Here is a 14,929-nt window from a genome sequence, read left to right as displayed (position 1 = left end):
AAGGTGTGAGGAGGGTTGCCGGATGAGCTCGATGGTGGGGGGATGAAGTTTGATTATGCGGATGAAGGCAGAAAAGCCGATGCGATTTGGGGTGCGACAATTCGTCACTATTGCAAACGCACACAAGATGTTCTTGCTGCGGCGCCAGCTTCTTCTACAGTGCAAGGTGAGCGTGACTTATAACGTTAAGCAGATAGTTAAACCAAATTGTTCCCGCACGGAGGCCCAACAATGAAAAAGCAAACCGTGATTTTTTTCGCCCTGATGGGATTGATCGCTACCTCGGCAGCCGAGGCTTACGATGTGATTAAGCCGCAACAGACTATTCGGCTTAAACCTAATTCGTATGGCTGCCTTTCCAGAGACAAACTTAATGCGGCTAGTCGTCATGCCGAGGCAGGTGAGCAGCAAAAAATGCAGGAATTCTTTTCAGGTTTTCAATGTATTTCAACACCAGAGAATGCGAGTTTTCGTGTAGTTCGTGTTGTCGGACATGATGTCGAATTCGTTAATGCCGGAAATAGCGATACGCAGGGTTTATGGACTAGTGATCGTTTTGTCAGGCAATAAACCCTATGCCATCCTGATGGATTGGCAGCCGAAATAATTGATCCAGGCATAACCAGGCGGGGCAATTCGTTGCAGTCAACGAATTGCCCCGTTTTTTTACCTCTTTGTCGCACGTAGTTTCATCTTCGCGTAGTGAATCGCCCACAGGGCCGCTGCATTGGGTATCATCACGCCGCCGGCCGTGCTGGCTGGCCTCATGTCTCTCGCGTTAGGCACGCATGGCGCACAGCCCGCGAGCTTTCATCCCGATGCACGCTAGTTTTCAACATATTGCTTGCGTGTTTACTTTCATCCGTTTTTATCTGGTCCGCGAATGCGGATCTTCGGTCTCGCATGGCGCTCAAATCTACGATTTATAAAGCAGAACTCCAGATTGCCGATATGGATCGGCATTATTACGCTAATCACGCGCTGACTATTGCCCGTCATCCGTCTGAAACCGATGAGCGCATGATGGTCCGCGTGGCGGCTTTTGCCCTTTTTGCCCATGAACGTCTTGAATTTTGTAAAGGCTTGTCGGATATCGACGAGCCTGATATCTGGCAAAAAGATTTAACTGGCGCGATTGAGCGCTGGATTGATGTGGGTCAGCCCGAGGAGCGGCGGATTGCCAAGGCGAGTGGACGTGCCGATGACGTGCTGGTGCTGGCTTATGGTGGCCGGACATCGGAGATCTGGTGGCAAGGCGTGCGCGGCAAGGTGGAGCGTCTGCGCAATGTCACCGTTTGGTCATTAGCTGAGGGTGTAGCGGCGGCGCTGGGTGGCTTGGCGGAACGCACGATGCGTTTGCAATGCACGGTGCAAGATGGCGCGGCATGGCTTGGCAGTGCCGAAGCGGATGCTGTAGCGCTTGAGTGGACCGTGTTGAAGGCACCCGCGAACGCATGAAATGCCACGACGGGCAAAAAAAAGCCTGCTCACGGAGAGCAGGCTGAATCCATATCAGGAGGAGACATGGAGGAGACAAAAATGACTATACACACGGGGTTGATGCGACGCAATATTTTTTTAAGGGAAAACCCGGTGCGGTGGCAATTTGTCGCAGAAGCGCGGCGAGTCTGGCCGACATCGTTTGTCACTATTGGGTCGCCGTGACATAACAGTGACAAAGCAGTGACAGAGTCATGACAGGATGGTGACGTAGCAATGACAGAGCAAGAAACGGGACGTCACGATGACACTTGCACGCTACAGTGGTTGTTATCCGAACCGTCTTCGAAGCCGCGATGATAACCACCGATTCCTCCTATTCCACCGATGCTGAACGCTGGCGTGCCGTTGCCAGTCACGATGCCGAGGCGGATGGTGTCTTTTTTTATGCGGTTAGGACAACCGGCGTGTTTTGCCGTCCATCCTGCGCATCACGCCAGCCGCGTCGTGAGAATGTCCAGTTCTTCAATTCGGCCGATGACGCGTTGGCTGCGGGTTATCGCACCTGCAAACGCTGTCAGCCAGGCAAGCTGCCACGCGATCTGACACTCGTTCAGCGCGCCTGCGCCGTACTGGACCAACTCGCGCCGCAACGCTTGACCTTGGCCGAGTTGAGCCGTGCGGTGCATGTCAGCCCTTTTCATCTGCAGCGGGTATTTACTCGTGTCGTCGGTGTCTCTCCACGTCAGTATCAGGCTGCCCGGCGTGGCGCGGCGTTGCGCAGCGCGCTTCACGAAGGCCGGAGCGTGACCGGCGCAAGTGCCGATGCCGGGTATACCGCGACTTCACGTTTATATGACGCGGTTTCTGGAGAGCTGGGAATGAATCCTTCGTTATTTCGCCGCCAGGGGGCTGGGCTGATCGTGCATTACACGCTGGCGTCCACGCCATTGGGCCTCGTGCTGATCGCCGCGACAGGTAAAGGGATTTGTCAGATCGCTTTCGGTGATGAGGGTGACGCGCTGGTTGATGCGTTGCGCATCCTGCTGGCACAGGCTGAACTGCGTGCCGATCCCGTGCGGCTCGAGCCCTTTGTTGCGCAAGTGCTGGCGTATCTGGAGGGCTCGCGTCAGCAGGTTGTCCTGCCGCTCGATATTTCGGCGACGGCATTTCAGCAACGGGTTTGGAAAGCGTTGCAGGCTATTCCCTATGGCGAAACCCGCAGTTACTCCGAAATCGCGGCCGCCATTGGTGCGCCGCGTGCAGTGCGCGCGGTGGCCAGTGCTTGCGCGGCGAACCCGGTTGCGCTGGCGATTCCATGTCATCGCGTGAAGCAAAAAAGCGGTGCGCTAGCAGGGTTTCGCTGGGGGCTTGAGCGCAAGGCCGCGCTGCTCGCGGCTGAGGCACGTGCAACTGACGTTGCCGTTCAGCAAAACGACGCTGCTTGATGCGCCGTCTTCCGTCATCGTCTGCCACGGCAACGTTCGAGTTGCCATTTAAACCGCCCTTCGACTGGCCGCGCCTGCTACGTTTTTTTGCAGGACGGGCAACGCCGGGCGTGGAGTTCATCGACGACCATCGTTATCGTCGTGTCATCGACTGGTCTGGCGATAGCGGCTGGCTGACGGTGCAATGCGATCCGCTACGTCATGTGTTGTGCGTCCGGCTCGATGGCGAGGTGAGCCGGCATGCTAAGGCGTTGGTTGAACCGCTTTCACGGATGTTCGACTTGCAGGCTGATCCGGATGTCATCCGGGCTCATTTTGCAGCGGATGTCTGGCTCGGGCCGCTGATTGCCAAAGTGCCTGGCCTGCGCGTACCTGGCGCATGGTCGGGCTTCGAGCTGGTCGTGCGAGCGATCGTCGGCCAGCAAGTTAGCGTGAAAGCGGCGACGACGCTCATCGGACGTCTCGTGCAGCGCGCAGGCGAACGTCGTGCTGACGTGGGGCCCACTGTGCCGGAATGGCGCTTTCCTACACCTGAGCGTCTGGCCACGGCGGATCTGACGCAGATCGGGATGCCTGGCAAGCGTGTCGCCGCGCTTCAGGGGTTCGCGCAAGCGGTGGCTTGCGGCGCGTTGCCGCTTGAACAGGCGGATGCCGATCTGGCATCGTTGCGCGCGATGTTGCTGGCGCTGCCGGGCATTGGTCCATGGACGCTCGAGTATGTGGCGATGCGCGCCTGGCGTGATGCGGATGCCTGGCCGGAGACCGATCTTGTGCTGATGCAGGCCATCGCGGCGCGCGAGCCTGGACTGCTGCGTCCGGCACAACAGCGCCGCCGCACGAACGCATGGCGGCCCTGGCGGGCGTATGCGGCGATGCATCTCTGGAATGAGATCGCCGACAGGGCTGGAGCGGCGCGCGGTGGGTAGGTTGGGCGATGCCTGGCGATAGTGAATAGTGGTGAGGGCAGCCAGGCGCGTGTCGAAAACGTTTCCTGTTCACGTCGTCATGCGTGTCACAACAGCGGACACGTGGTCAGAAAAACGGTGGAAAAATGGTGAGAAAGCCCGCCAGACAGGGTGTCAGGTGACCTCAAGCAGCGTGCGTGGCGAGATGTTAAAGTGGCCCGCTAGACGACATTGCACCGGCCGTTTTTGTTCGTATCACGGTGCGATTACAACGCATTGGCCGCCAACATTCCACTTGCCTCAATGTCAAACCCAAACAGCCCACTTTCGCGTTACCCCGATGCGCTTGAGCATCGCCTGACGGTGCTTGCCGCCGCGTCACTCCAGCCCAATCCCTTGTTGCGGGGCCTGCGCGGCATCGAAAAAGAAAGCTTGCGTGTCACGGCCACAGGCCAGCTCGCGCTGACGCCGCATCCTCACAAGCTGGGCTCGGCATTGAGCCATCCTTCGCTGACCACCGATTATTCCGAAGCCTTGCTCGAACTCATCACACCGGCTGAACCGGATGTCGCTATCACGCTCGACAAGCTCGATGAACTGCACCGTTTTGTCTATGCCAGCCTGGATGAGGGCGAGATGTTATGGAATAACTCGATGCCGGGTTTGCTGCCCGCGCGGGACGAAGATATTCCGCTGGCGCAATACGGTACCTCGAATATTGGCCGCTTGAAGCGCGTGTATCGCATGGGTCTTGCGCTGCGCTATGGCCGCACGATGCAATGCATCGCGGGCATTCACTATAACTATTCGCTTCATGAAGAAACATGGCGTGTGTTGCATGCCGACCAGCAATCCATGGCGAGTGCCGTGGATTTCCAGTCCGAACGTTATCTCGCGCTAATTCGCAATTTCCGCCGGACCAGTTGGCTGCTGATGTATCTGTTTGGCGCATCGCCCGCGCTGGACCGACGTTTTTTGCGCGGCCGTGCGCATACGCTGGAAACATTCGACGCCGACACCTTGTATCGCCCTTATGCCACGAGCTTGCGCATGAGCGATCTAGGGTATTCAAATACGTCGGCGCAGGCCGCGCTGCATGCGGATTACGACACGCTGCCCGGTTATCTCGATGGGCTCGCACAAGCGGTCAGCCAGCCGTATCCCCCATATGAGGCGATAGGCACGCGGCGCGATGGTGAGTGGGTGCAGATCAACACCCATGTGTTGCAGATCGAAAACGAGTTTTATTCGACGATCCGGCCCAAGCGTGTGACGCATTCGGGTGAGCGTCCGCTGCATGCGCTGGCTGCACGAGGGGTGCAGTACGTCGAAGTGCGCTGCATGGATATTGATCCATTTGAGCCGACTGGCATTTCGCTCGAAACCTCGCGTTTTCTGGATGCCTATTTGCTGGTCTGTGCGCTCGATGACAGCCCCGCCTTGCCGCCCGGTGCTTATGCCGAAGCCAATCAGAATTTCGGCCTGGTGACACTGGAAGGACGCAAGCCTGGGCTTGAGCTTGTGCGTGACGGCGAGCCGGTAGCGATGCGTGATTGGGCTGACGCGCTGATGGCGCAGATCGAGCGTGCCGCGGCGGCACTCGATGCGCTGCGCGGTGACGACGTGCATGTCCGTGCGGTGGCAACGCAGCGCGCCAAGCTGGCGGATGCCTCGCTGACGCCATCGGCGCGCGTGCTGCAAACGATGCGCGAACGGCAACAAGGGTTTCTCGCGTTTGGTCTGGCGCAAAGCCGTGCGCATGCGGCCTATTTTATTGAGCGGCCTTTGGCCGCAGCGCAAGCCGAAGAGTTCGCCCGGCTTGGCATTGAGTCACTCAGGGAACAGGCGAGGCTTGAGCGGGAAGAGGCGGATTCTTTCGATGACTTTATTGCGGCTTATGGGGCGTATACGATTAATCGCTTTAGCGTTTGAGACAGGCTTGAGGCTAAAGCTGAAGGTGCTGGTTTGACGAATTGAATATTACCTGGTGCGGCACAGTTCAAAGGAGAAATTTGCAACGGTGCCGCAGCGTTTCAGGAAATTAATGGCCCTGAAATTAAGTGAGTATTATTTGATCCCGAATTTCATCTAGCATTTTATTCTGTTCAATAATTTTGTCTTCCTGTTTTTTCGCTGTACTTTTGTCTCGGCTTGGCAGGGAGTTTATTGCCCCATGATGGTACAGGGCTTCACATATGTTATCGAGTATCTGGATTTTTTCCTCGAGCCGGCTGATTTCGTCGACAATTTCATTGGGGGTTTTATTATGGATGTTTTTATATTGATCAATTTGTTGTTCTTTTAAATCAACTATATGCCAGCGCAGAATATAGAGCATCGTGTGACCATGTTCATCTTGCAGGTTAGGGTCGACTCCATAGTGAATGGCTCTTTTAATCATATCGCAATTGTTTTTGAATTCGAGAGGTGATTTTTTGAACTCTGCGAATCCGAAAAAATTCTTGGTCATATTTCCCTGCAGTGTTTTTGCCTGGGGTTTTGACGGCGATGGAATATCCCGGAGGGTGTTTTTAAAAGATGATTCTGAGGGCTCGGAATGGAGGGATTGACTTTTTCTGATAGAAAATATTATTTTTTTCCCGGATGATGTTGATAAATCGCTGTCATTTTCATCGTCGAGGTTGAGTTTGTCATCGCCCAGTTCTGATTGAGCTGAAATACGCCATTCCCCATTAATGTCTCTCCCTCGTTTTTCCCTGGTGGATTTGTCAAGGGAAGCTTTTTTGACAGAGAGACCAGCAAAAAACTTTTTAATGGTTTGAAGCGTGCTTCGCTTGCCAGAAGGTTCGCCGATTTCTTTTTTGCCCTGCAGTCTGCCAGTATTTTCCTCGCCGTTAAGCGAGTCTTGGCCCTTTAGCTGGCCATACGCATGACTGTTTCCTGAGATTTTGCCAAACAAGCCCATTGCATTCCTCCATCGTGACTGTTTAAGCGGATGCTTAGTAGGTAACACTTTGGCTGGGAGCGTTCCATTATCTGCTAACAAGATTGCTTCAGGCTTGTGTCACATCACCTTCCAGATAACGCCAGGCGCCATCATCGTTGCGGACAAAGCGGCTGACCTCATGCAAACGGTACGCCCGCCCATGCAACTTGTAGCGTGCGATGAACTCCACTTCGGCATGCGTTGCATCCTGCTCAACGAAGCGTTTGATTTGCAGCCCGAGCCAGCGCGGCGCATCCGGTGCTTTGGGGTCGACATCGAGCATCGCAGGGCACGTCTGCTCAGCCCAGCTTGCACGCAGATACGCTGCATCACCCAGCACATAAGCGCTGTAACGCGAACGCATGAGTTCAAGCGCATTGGCCGCTGTTGCACCGTTGTCTAAAAAGCGCCCGCAACATTGCGTGAAAAGCGGTGCGCTAAAACGTTGTTTGCTCGCAGGTTGATCTGACGTTGGCGTGACGCCGCCGCAAGGGCAAAGCGCTGGCCGTGGAGGCATGGGTTTTTTCACGTTGAGTTCAGCAGAAAAGCAGGAAGGCGGAAACAAGGCTGCGCGGATACTGATGCTAATGATGTCAGCGATTGTCATCATTCAGGCCAGCCCGCGTGCGATCAGGATTTTTTGAATGTCACTGGTGCCTTCGTAAATCTGGCACACGCGGACATCGCGGTAAATCCGTTCCACCGGAAAATCATTCAGATAGCCATAGCCGCCATGTACTTGCAGCGCCGCCGAGCAAATCCGCTCAGCGGCTTCGGAGGCAAAGAGTTTGGCCATCGCGGCTTCGGTCAGGCACGGCTGCCCCGCATCCTTAAGACGTGCCGCATGCCACACCAGTTGTCGCGCGGCTTCAAGCTGCGTTGCCATGTCCGCGAGCCGGAACTGCACCGCCTGGTGTGCAAAGAGCAGTTGGCCAAAACTCTCGCGTTCTTTGGCGTAGGCCAGTGCGGCTTCGAATGCGGCTCGTGCCATGCCGACACTTTGCGCGGCAATCCCGATGCGTCCCCCTTCGAGTCCAGACAGGGCGATGCGATAGCCTTCGCCCTCCGCGCCGATACGATTGGCGGCTGGAATGCGGCAGTTGTCGAAAACAATCTGTGCGGTATCGGATGAGTGTTGGCCAAGTTTGTCTTCGATGCGCCCGATGATGTAGCCCGGTGTGTCGGTGGGCACGATAAAGGCGCTAATGCCGCGTTTGCCTGCGGCGGCATCGGTCACGGCCAGCACGATGGCTACCTGGGCGTTCTTGCCGCTGGTGATGAACTGTTTGACGCCGTTCAGCACGTACATGTCATCGTCGCGTATCGCGCTGCTGCGCAAAGCTGAGGCATCCGAGCCCGCTTGCGGCTCCGTCAGGCAAAACGCGCCAAGCATTTCGCCGCGCGCCAGCGGTGTCAGCCAGGCGCGCTTTTGCATTTCATCGCCGTAGTTCAGCAAGACGCTGCACACTGGGCAGTTGTTCACCGAAATGGCTGTCGAGGTACCGCCATCGCCCGCCGCGATTTCTTCAAGTATGAGCGCGAGCGCCAGTGTATCGAGCCCGGCACCGCCATATTCCTCAGGCACGAGCACGCCATAGGCGCCAAGCTCCGCCAGTTGGCGATGGACCTCGTATGGAAAGGTTTTTTCCCGGTCCCATTGGGCGGCATGCGGGCTGACCGCCTGGCGCACGAAGGTGCGCATGGCGTCCTGAATCATCTGGTGGTCCTGGTCAAGCATGCTCGCCTCTCCTTACCATTCGATCGGTGTGCCGTCGTACTGAAAGAAGCGTCCATTGAACGCCTCACGTGCGTTGTGCGCCTGGGCAAGGACTTCACGCATGCCTGCAACGCTGTGCTCGGGATCGAGCGCCGCTTGCGTGCCACCCATATCGGTGCGCACCCATCCGGGATGCAGCGAGAGGCACACCGCGTCACGCGCTTCTAGTGAGGTGAGTTTGAGTGCGGCGTTGAGCGCAGCTTTGCTGACGCGATACAGCCAGCCCGAGGTGCTGGCGACTTCGCTGATGCTGCCCATCTTGCTGGAGAGCACCGCCAGCACGCCGTGCGCGGCTTCGACACGCGGCAGCAACTGTGGCAGCAATTGCATGGGGCCACGGACATTGGTGTTCATCACGTGCGCGAAATCTTCGGCGTTGATACTTTGCACGTTGTCGGTGCGCGGACCGTATACCCCGGAAACGATGAGTGCGAGATCTAGCGGCACGTCACCGATCTTCTGCATGAAGGCCGTGATCTGGTGCGGCTCGGTGAGATCCAGTGCGAACGTTTTTGCGCCAAGGGCCGCGAGCTCGTCGAGTGCGGTGTGCTCGCGTGCCGTGGCGAGGACGGTCCAGCCAGCCTGAAGATACTGCTGCACGAATTCATGGCCAATGCCGCGTGATGCTCCAACGATCAATGCTGTTTTCATGTTCGGGCTCCTTGCTGAAAGGCAAAACAGAATGCACCGGATGGGCCTGATGTGCCGCGCCGCCGCGCGTTTTGCGCGACGCTTACACCATGAGTTCGACACCCATTGCCGTGGCTTCGCCGCCGCCGATGCACAGGCTGGCGATGCCGCGCTTCATCTCGCGTTGCCGCAGTGCGTTGAGCAAGGTGACGAGAATCCGGGCTCCCGATGCGCCAATCGGATGCCCGAGCGCACACGCACCGCCGTTCACATTGACCTTGCCGTGCGGCAGATAGTGCGCCTGAATCGCGGCCATGACGACTACGGCGAACGCCTCGTTGATTTCGTACAGATCGACTTCGCTGACGCGCCAGTTATTCTTGTTGAGCAACTGTTTGAGTGCGCCCGAGGGCGCCGTGACGAATTGAGCGGGGGCTTGCGCGACAGTGGTGTGTCCGACGATCCGCGCGAGCGGAATGACGCCAAGCTGTTCTGCCGTGGATGCCCGCATCATCACGAGCGCCGCTGCACCATCGGCAATCGACGATGCATTCGCTGCTGTCACCGTGCCTTCCGCGGTAAATGCGGGCTTGAGAGTCGAGATCTTGTCGAGATCAGCCTTGAAAGGTAACTCGTCGTCGTCGATGGTGATTTCGCCGTGACGCTGCGGCACGGTTACGGGAGCGATTTCCCATTTGAAGGCGCCGTTTTCGATCGCGTGCCGGGCACGCTTGAACGACTCCAGGGCGAAGCCATCCTGAGCTTTGCGCGACAAGTGCAGCGCAAGCGCGGTCTCATCAGCGAAAGAGCCCATGAGGCGGCCTTTTTCATAAGCGTCTTCGAGGCCATCGGTGAACATGTGGTCGAGCATCTGGCCGTGGCCCATGCGCATGCCGCCGCGTACCTTCGGTAGCAGATACGGCGCGTTGGTCATGCTTTCCATGCCACCAGCGATAACGATTCTGGCCGAGCCCGCGAGCAGCATGTCGTGCGCGAACATCACGGCGCGCATGCCGGAACCGCACATCTTGTTGACGGTGGTCGCGCCCACGTTGAGCGGCAGCTTTGCCGCGAGCGTGGCCTGGCGGGCAGGGGCTTGCCCCTGGCCCGCGCCCAGCACGCAGCCCATGACCACTTCGTCCACCTGGTCGGGTTGCACACCCGAGCGTTCAAGGGCTGAGGCAATGGCCACCGCGCCCAGTTGCGAGGCACTGAGCGTAGCGAATTGACCTTGAAAGGCTGCCATTGGCGTGCGTGCGACGCCCGCGATAATAACGGGATCAGCCAGGATTTCACTCATGTTTAAGCTCCTTGATGACACCTGCTACTACGGCGGGCACATCGCCTAACTGCGCCGCATCGGCTGCGACGACATCGTTATCGGTGGCATGCGCCCGGCCTGCCGAGACTGCGTTCACACAATGCTCATAAGTGGCATTGAGCGTGTTGATCTCCCTGATTGTCATGCCCAGGTTGCGTACACGGCCATCATGCACGCCATATGCCCAGCCATGCACCGTCAGTTCCTGGCCACGCGCCCAGGCATCGTTGACGATGGTGGTGCGGCAGACGTTGACGACTTGTTCAATCGTGTTGAGTTCGACCAGACGCCGGTGCCGTGCTTCGCCCAGCGGCCATTCCTCGAGCAGCGCGGCATGCTTGGCGCACACATCCTGCACGTGATGCAGCCAGTTGTCCGCGAGGCCGACGCGCCGTCCATGCAGGGCTGCGCCCACACCGGAGCAGCCGTAATGGCCGACGACCATGATGTGTTTGACCTTCAGCAGATCAACCGCGAACTGGATCACAGACAGGCAGTTCAGGTCACTGTGCACGACGACGTTGGCAATGTTTCTGTGGACGAAGACTTCTCCTGGTGGCAAGCCGATGATCTGGTTGGCCGGGACACGTGAATCGGAGCAGCCGATCCATAAATATTCGGGTGTCTGCTGATCCGCTAGCCGGGAGAAATATTCAGGATCTTGCGCCAGCTTGCGCGTGACCCAGGCATCGTTGTTATCGAACAGGTGTGCAAGCGGGTTGGGCAGAGAAGATGGATTTGAGTTCATGAGCGAGAGGACGGTTCGGCAGGTGGACCGATAGACCGGTCCGAGTCAGTGCAGGAGGCGCGTAACGCGTAACAACAGACGAAACGCAACAGCTTGGATAACGGATTCAGGTTCAGGACGTATTTTTAGCCTTGCCGGACATCGTACTGGTTGCCGTGGCCACGTTCGCGGCTGAGCCGAAACACTCCGGATAACGAAGACAAAAACGGATGCTGGGTTCGTAAGGGAAAAAATCTGGCAGTTCGCCTTGCAAAAGATGATCTTTGTGCCGTTGCCACAGCGCGGGCTCGAAGAAATCGGGGTGGTGCTTCATGAAGGCTTCGCGTACCCGCGGGTCCCCCAGCAGGAACGTGCCATAAGTTTGCGGAAAGATATCGTGCGGCCCCACGCTATACCAGGGCTCGTCCGACATTTCGTCTTCCTCGTAACGCGCTTGCGGCACGGCACGCACGTTGCAGTCGGTTAAATATTCGATCTCGTCGTAGTCGTAAAACACCACGCGGCCATGGCGTGTGACGCCGAAATTCTTGTACAGCATGTCGCCAGGGAAGATGTTGGCCTGGATCAGTTCTTTTACTGCGTTGCCGTACTCGCGGATGCCATGCTCCACATCCGCATCGCTGCCGTTTTGCAAAAACAGGTTGAGCGGCACCATGCGGCGCTCGATATATAGATGGCGAATCACCAGGCTGTCGCCTTCGTATTCGATCATCGAGGGCGCTTCTTTTTTCAGTTCGCGCAGCAGCGCGTCGTCGAGCCGCGCGAGGGGTAACGCGACGCTCGAATATTCAAGCGTATCGGCCATACGTCCGAGGCGGTCATGGCGTTTGACGAGCTGGTACTTCTCCTGGATCTGCGCCCGCGTGGTTTCCTTGGGCGGCGGAAAGCGATCCTTGATCAGCTTGAAGACATATGGAAACGACGGCAGCGTGAACACCAGCATCACGAGCCCTTTGATGCCTGGCGCGATGATAAACGGATCGCTTGAGTGCGACAGGTGGTGCAGCAAGTCCCGGTAGAACAGGTTTTTACCCTGCTTTTGCAGGCCTACCGAGGTATAAATTTCGGCGCGAGGTTTGCCTGGCATGATCGTGCCAAGAAATTCGACGTAGGCCGAAGGCACTTCCATATCGACCAGAAAATACGAGTGCGAGAAACTGAAAATAATCAGCAATTGCTCGCGTTTGAGTAGCACCGTATCGAGTGCCAGCACACCGGGCGTGATGTGGCGCAATGGCATGGCGAAGGGCAGCACGCTATCGCCATTGATGATGCGCCCGACGATATACGCCGACTTGTTGCGATAAAAGAGCGACGACAACACGTGAATCTGAAAGTTGGCCGCCGGCTCGAACGCACCAAACGCTTCGTGGATCGCTTGCATGGTGCAGCCGACATCGCGTGCCAGGTTGTCGAAGCGCGGCTTGAGCTGGAAGTTGGTGACGATGCGCTCCAGCGTTTGCGCGAGGCCATCGCGCGTCGGGTAGTACGCGCGATAGGTGGGTTTGGCGGCGGGCTGGTCGTTCTCGATGTATTCGGTCGAGATCGCAGGCCGCACGAAAATGAAATCGTTATTGAAGTACGAGCGATGCAGGATTTTGCAGCAAACCGAATTGAAAAAGGTTTCCGCGCATTCGGGTTGGTGGTGCGTGGTCAAGAGACCGATGTAATGCAGTTTGATTTGCTGCCAGATGTCGTCGTCGATGTTTTCTGCGTCATATTCGTCCTCGAGATGCTCGACGCATTCCTGTACGCGTTCGTCGTAAGACGTGATGCGTTCCCGCGCGAGTTTTTGCAGGCCATGCCAATCGGCGGCTTCAAACAGTTCCCTGGCGCGCTGTGCCGCCGCGCGGAAGATCTGGTAATGCCGGTCAAAGCCTTCGAGCATCGTCTGCGCGATGTCGAAGCCGATCTGCGATGACAGCAGTTTGGGAAAGTGATTCATATCGGCTACGCATTCATCCAGTGTCGTGAAAGCTCAGGTGATTTTAGCGCCCGGGTATCGTTGCGGCATGCCATTACCCGCCGTTGTTCCCCATGGTTTTACCCCGGCTGGTTTATCCGGGCGTTGACGTCGTTGATGTCGTTGACGTCAGCGTTTCTTTCGAGTAGCCGCCGGGCATCGGCTTCGTATTGCGTGAGGTCTTTGAGCGTGGCGGTCAGATCTTCGAGCTGGCGCTCCAGCACATCGCGGTGCCGCGTGAGCGTGGCGAGAAAAGCCTGAAGCTGCGGCACGGTGTCAGTTGGCGAATCGTAGAGGTCGAGTAGCTCCCGGACCTCGGACAACGTGAAGCCCAGACGTTTACCGCGCAACGTCAGCCTTAGCCGGGTGCGGTCGCGCCCCGAGTACACCCGGCGCAGCCCGCCCGTGCCTTCGCGGCTGGGGGTGAGCAGGCCCTGGTCTTCATAGAAGCGAATGGCGCGGGGCGTCACGTCGAATTCACGCGCCAGCTCGGTGATTGTGTATTGCGAATTCATCGGGATATTCCGGACAGGCAGTGCGGCAAGGGGGCGATAAAATCGGCGTTTACGTTATCGTCAACCTGATTAAAGCGCAACCCAGGCCAGGCCGCATCGCCGCCGTGTGGCCGCGGAAGGAGCTCCCCCACCATGAATGCACTTGAGCATCAGCTGGATTACCCGTTCGCCGAGCGGTTGCCGCTCGCGGGAGAGACCTGCGAGGTCGCGCCAGGCGTGTTCTGGCTGCGCATGCCGTTGCCGTTCGCGCTGGACCACATCAATCTGTGGCTGCTGCGCGATGAAGTGGAAGGGCAGCAGGGCTGGACCCTCATTGATTGCGGTATCGCCTCCGATATCCTCAAGGCGCACTGGGAGCAGGTGTTCGATACGCGGCTGGAAGGATTGCCGGTGTTGCGGGTGATCGTCACGCATTGCCATCCCGATCATCTTGGGCTCGCGCACTGGCTGTGCGAAGGCGGCGAACGTCAACGCTGGACGGTGCGGCTCTGGATGTCGCTGGGCGAATACATGATGGGCCGCGTGATGGCGGCGGGCGATTCAGGCGCGGGCGGCGCGAGCGCCGCCCGTCACTTTGCCCGTCATGGTGTGACGGATGAGGCCTCGCTCGAGGCCTTGCGGCAGCGGCACGGTTATTACGCGGATCTGGTTCCCGCATTGCCCAGCCAGTACCGGCGCATACGCGATGGTGACACGCTCATGATCGGCGGGCGCCGCTGGCAGGTTGTCACCGGCTTTGGTCATTCGCCGGAACACTGTGCGCTGCATTGCGCCGAGGCCGGGGTATTGATCTCGGGCGATATGGTCTTGCCACGCATTTCGACCAATGTCTCGGTGTTCGATATCGAACCGGAAGGCAATCCGCTGGGGCTCTATCTGGAAGCGCTAGGCCGTTATGAAACGATGGCCGCCGATACGTTGGTGCTGCCTTCGCATGGCAAGCCGTTTCGCGGTTTGCTGACGCGTATCCAGCAGTTGCGCGAGCATCATGCCGCGCGTCTCGCCGAAGTCCGCGAGGCCTGCGCAGCGAAGCCGCAGAGCGCAGCCGATATCGTGCCGTTGATGTTTCACCGCGCACTCGATTTGCATCAGATGACATTCGCGCTGGGCGAAGCGCTCGCGCATTTGCATGTGCTGTGGCTCGCGGGCGAACTGACCCGCTCACACGATGCCGACGGGGTGCTGCGTTTTTCCGCGTAGTTCCCGGCGGCATCAATTAAGGGGCACTTCATCGA

General features: G+C 57.8%; 15 protein-coding genes. 7 read left to right on the top strand and 8 right to left on the bottom strand.

Translation table 11 applies throughout. The features are described 5' to 3' along the window. Positions 1–42 precede the first annotated feature (42 nt). The 6 genes from GH657_RS14440 to gshA all read left to right on the top strand — a co-directional run bounded on the left by GH657_RS14440 (position 43) and on the right by gshA (position 5,725). Positions 43–183, top strand: a complete 141-nt coding sequence (locus GH657_RS14440) for a hypothetical protein (protein ID WP_153101551.1) — start codon at positions 43–45, stop codon at positions 181–183. Positions 184–231: 48 nt separating this feature from the next. Further along, positions 232–570: a surface attachment protein Sap1 gene (sap1, locus tag GH657_RS14435; RefSeq protein ID WP_153101550.1), complete on the top strand. Its 339-nt coding sequence runs from the start codon at positions 232–234 to the stop codon at positions 568–570. A 333-nt stretch (positions 571–903) separates the two neighbouring features. After that, on the top strand, positions 904–1,458 hold the full coding sequence (locus tag GH657_RS14430) for a YaeQ family protein (RefSeq protein WP_153101549.1): 555 nt from the start codon (positions 904–906) through the stop codon (positions 1,456–1,458). 338 nt (positions 1,459–1,796) lie between these two features. Beyond that, positions 1,797–2,888: a bifunctional DNA-binding transcriptional regulator/O6-methylguanine-DNA methyltransferase Ada gene (gene ada, locus GH657_RS14425; RefSeq protein WP_153101548.1), complete on the top strand. Its 1,092-nt coding sequence runs from the start codon at positions 1,797–1,799 to the stop codon at positions 2,886–2,888. Next, positions 2,888–3,814, top strand: a complete 927-nt coding sequence (locus tag GH657_RS14420; RefSeq protein ID WP_153101547.1) for a DNA-3-methyladenine glycosylase family protein — start codon at positions 2,888–2,890, stop codon at positions 3,812–3,814. The genes ada and GH657_RS14420 overlap by 1 nt, the downstream gene beginning before the upstream one ends. 282 nt (positions 3,815–4,096) lie before the next feature. Continuing rightward, entirely contained in the window at positions 4,097–5,725 is a 1,629-nt protein-coding gene (gene gshA / locus GH657_RS14415; RefSeq protein ID WP_153101546.1) for a glutamate--cysteine ligase, read from the top strand. Positions 5,726–5,849: 124 nt separating this feature from the next. Here the strand turns inward: gshA and GH657_RS14410 are convergent, their stop codons facing one another. From GH657_RS14410 to GH657_RS14375, 8 genes are all read right to left on the bottom strand, one after another. Next, complete coding sequence (locus tag GH657_RS14410; RefSeq protein ID WP_153101545.1) at positions 5,850–6,800, bottom strand: hypothetical protein; 951 nt, start codon at positions 6,798–6,800, stop codon at positions 5,850–5,852. A gap of 7 nt (positions 6,801–6,807) precedes the next feature. Beyond that, a complete protein-coding gene (locus tag GH657_RS14405; protein ID WP_153101771.1) occupies positions 6,808–7,257 on the bottom strand; it encodes a YchJ family protein in 450 nt (149 codons plus the stop codon). 93 nt (positions 7,258–7,350) lie between these two features. After that, on the bottom strand, positions 7,351–8,478 hold the full coding sequence (locus tag GH657_RS14400; protein ID WP_153101544.1) for an acyl-CoA dehydrogenase family protein: 1,128 nt from the start codon (positions 8,476–8,478) through the stop codon (positions 7,351–7,353). 12 nt (positions 8,479–8,490) lie between these two features. Then, positions 8,491–9,168 (bottom strand): SDR family oxidoreductase, encoded by a 678-nt coding sequence (locus GH657_RS14395; protein WP_153101543.1) that lies wholly within the window; start codon positions 9,166–9,168, stop codon positions 8,491–8,493. An 82-nt stretch (positions 9,169–9,250) separates the two neighbouring features. Beyond that, the gene (locus GH657_RS14390) at positions 9,251–10,447 is read right to left on the bottom strand and encodes an acetyl-CoA C-acetyltransferase (protein WP_153101542.1); all 1,197 of its coding nucleotides are present in this window, start codon (positions 10,445–10,447) and stop codon (positions 9,251–9,253) included. Then, complete coding sequence (can, locus tag GH657_RS14385) at positions 10,440–11,216, bottom strand: carbonate dehydratase (protein ID WP_153101541.1); 777 nt, start codon at positions 11,214–11,216, stop codon at positions 10,440–10,442. The genes GH657_RS14390 and can overlap by 8 nt, the downstream gene beginning before the upstream one ends. A gap of 112 nt (positions 11,217–11,328) precedes the next feature. Next, entirely contained in the window at positions 11,329–13,161 is a 1,833-nt protein-coding gene (aceK, locus tag GH657_RS14380) for a bifunctional isocitrate dehydrogenase kinase/phosphatase (protein WP_153101540.1), read from the bottom strand. A 98-nt stretch (positions 13,162–13,259) separates the two neighbouring features. After that, positions 13,260–13,694 (bottom strand): MerR family transcriptional regulator, encoded by a 435-nt coding sequence (locus GH657_RS14375; protein ID WP_153101539.1) that lies wholly within the window; start codon positions 13,692–13,694, stop codon positions 13,260–13,262. A gap of 132 nt (positions 13,695–13,826) precedes the next feature. Here GH657_RS14375 and GH657_RS14370 point away from each other — a divergent pair, with 132 nt between their 5' ends. Then, the gene (locus GH657_RS14370) at positions 13,827–14,894 is read left to right on the top strand and encodes an MBL fold metallo-hydrolase (RefSeq protein ID WP_153101538.1); all 1,068 of its coding nucleotides are present in this window, start codon (positions 13,827–13,829) and stop codon (positions 14,892–14,894) included. Positions 14,895–14,929: the final 35 nt, after the last annotated feature.

This window comes from Paraburkholderia hayleyella (assembly GCF_009455685.1).
Lineage (GTDB): Bacteria > Pseudomonadota > Gammaproteobacteria > Burkholderiales > Burkholderiaceae > Paraburkholderia > Paraburkholderia hayleyella.
The sequence above is the reverse complement of the archived record's forward strand: the minus strand, read 5'-3'. Positions and strand labels throughout refer to the sequence as shown.

Excerpts from the sequence above, each read along its gene's own strand:
- GH657_RS14440 (WP_153101551.1), top strand. The coding sequence starts at position 43 with ATGAAGTTTGATTATGCGGATGAAGGCAGAAAAGCCGATGCGATTTGG.
- sap1 (WP_153101550.1), top strand. The coding sequence starts at position 232 with ATGAAAAAGCAAACCGTGATTTTTTTCGCCCTGATGGGATTGATCGCT.
- GH657_RS14430 (WP_153101549.1), top strand. The coding sequence starts at position 904 with ATGGCGCTCAAATCTACGATTTATAAAGCAGAACTCCAGATTGCCGAT.
- ada (WP_153101548.1), top strand. The coding sequence starts at position 1,797 with ATGATAACCACCGATTCCTCCTATTCCACCGATGCTGAACGCTGGCGT.
- GH657_RS14420 (WP_153101547.1), top strand. The coding sequence starts at position 2,888 with ATGCGCCGTCTTCCGTCATCGTCTGCCACGGCAACGTTCGAGTTGCCA.
- gshA (WP_153101546.1), top strand. The coding sequence starts at position 4,097 with ATGTCAAACCCAAACAGCCCACTTTCGCGTTACCCCGATGCGCTTGAG.
- GH657_RS14405 (WP_153101771.1), bottom strand. The coding sequence starts at position 7,257 with ATGCCTCCACGGCCAGCGCTTTGCCCTTGCGGCGGCGTCACGCCAACG.
- GH657_RS14400 (WP_153101544.1), bottom strand. The coding sequence starts at position 8,478 with ATGCTTGACCAGGACCACCAGATGATTCAGGACGCCATGCGCACCTTC.
- GH657_RS14395 (WP_153101543.1), bottom strand. The coding sequence starts at position 9,168 with ATGAAAACAGCATTGATCGTTGGAGCATCACGCGGCATTGGCCATGAA.
- GH657_RS14390 (WP_153101542.1), bottom strand. The coding sequence starts at position 10,447 with ATGAGTGAAATCCTGGCTGATCCCGTTATTATCGCGGGCGTCGCACGC.
- can (WP_153101541.1), bottom strand. The coding sequence starts at position 11,216 with ATGAACTCAAATCCATCTTCTCTGCCCAACCCGCTTGCACACCTGTTC.
- aceK (WP_153101540.1), bottom strand. The coding sequence starts at position 13,161 with ATGAATCACTTTCCCAAACTGCTGTCATCGCAGATCGGCTTCGACATC.
- GH657_RS14375 (WP_153101539.1), bottom strand. The coding sequence starts at position 13,694 with ATGAATTCGCAATACACAATCACCGAGCTGGCGCGTGAATTCGACGTG.
- GH657_RS14370 (WP_153101538.1), top strand. The coding sequence starts at position 13,827 with ATGAATGCACTTGAGCATCAGCTGGATTACCCGTTCGCCGAGCGGTTG.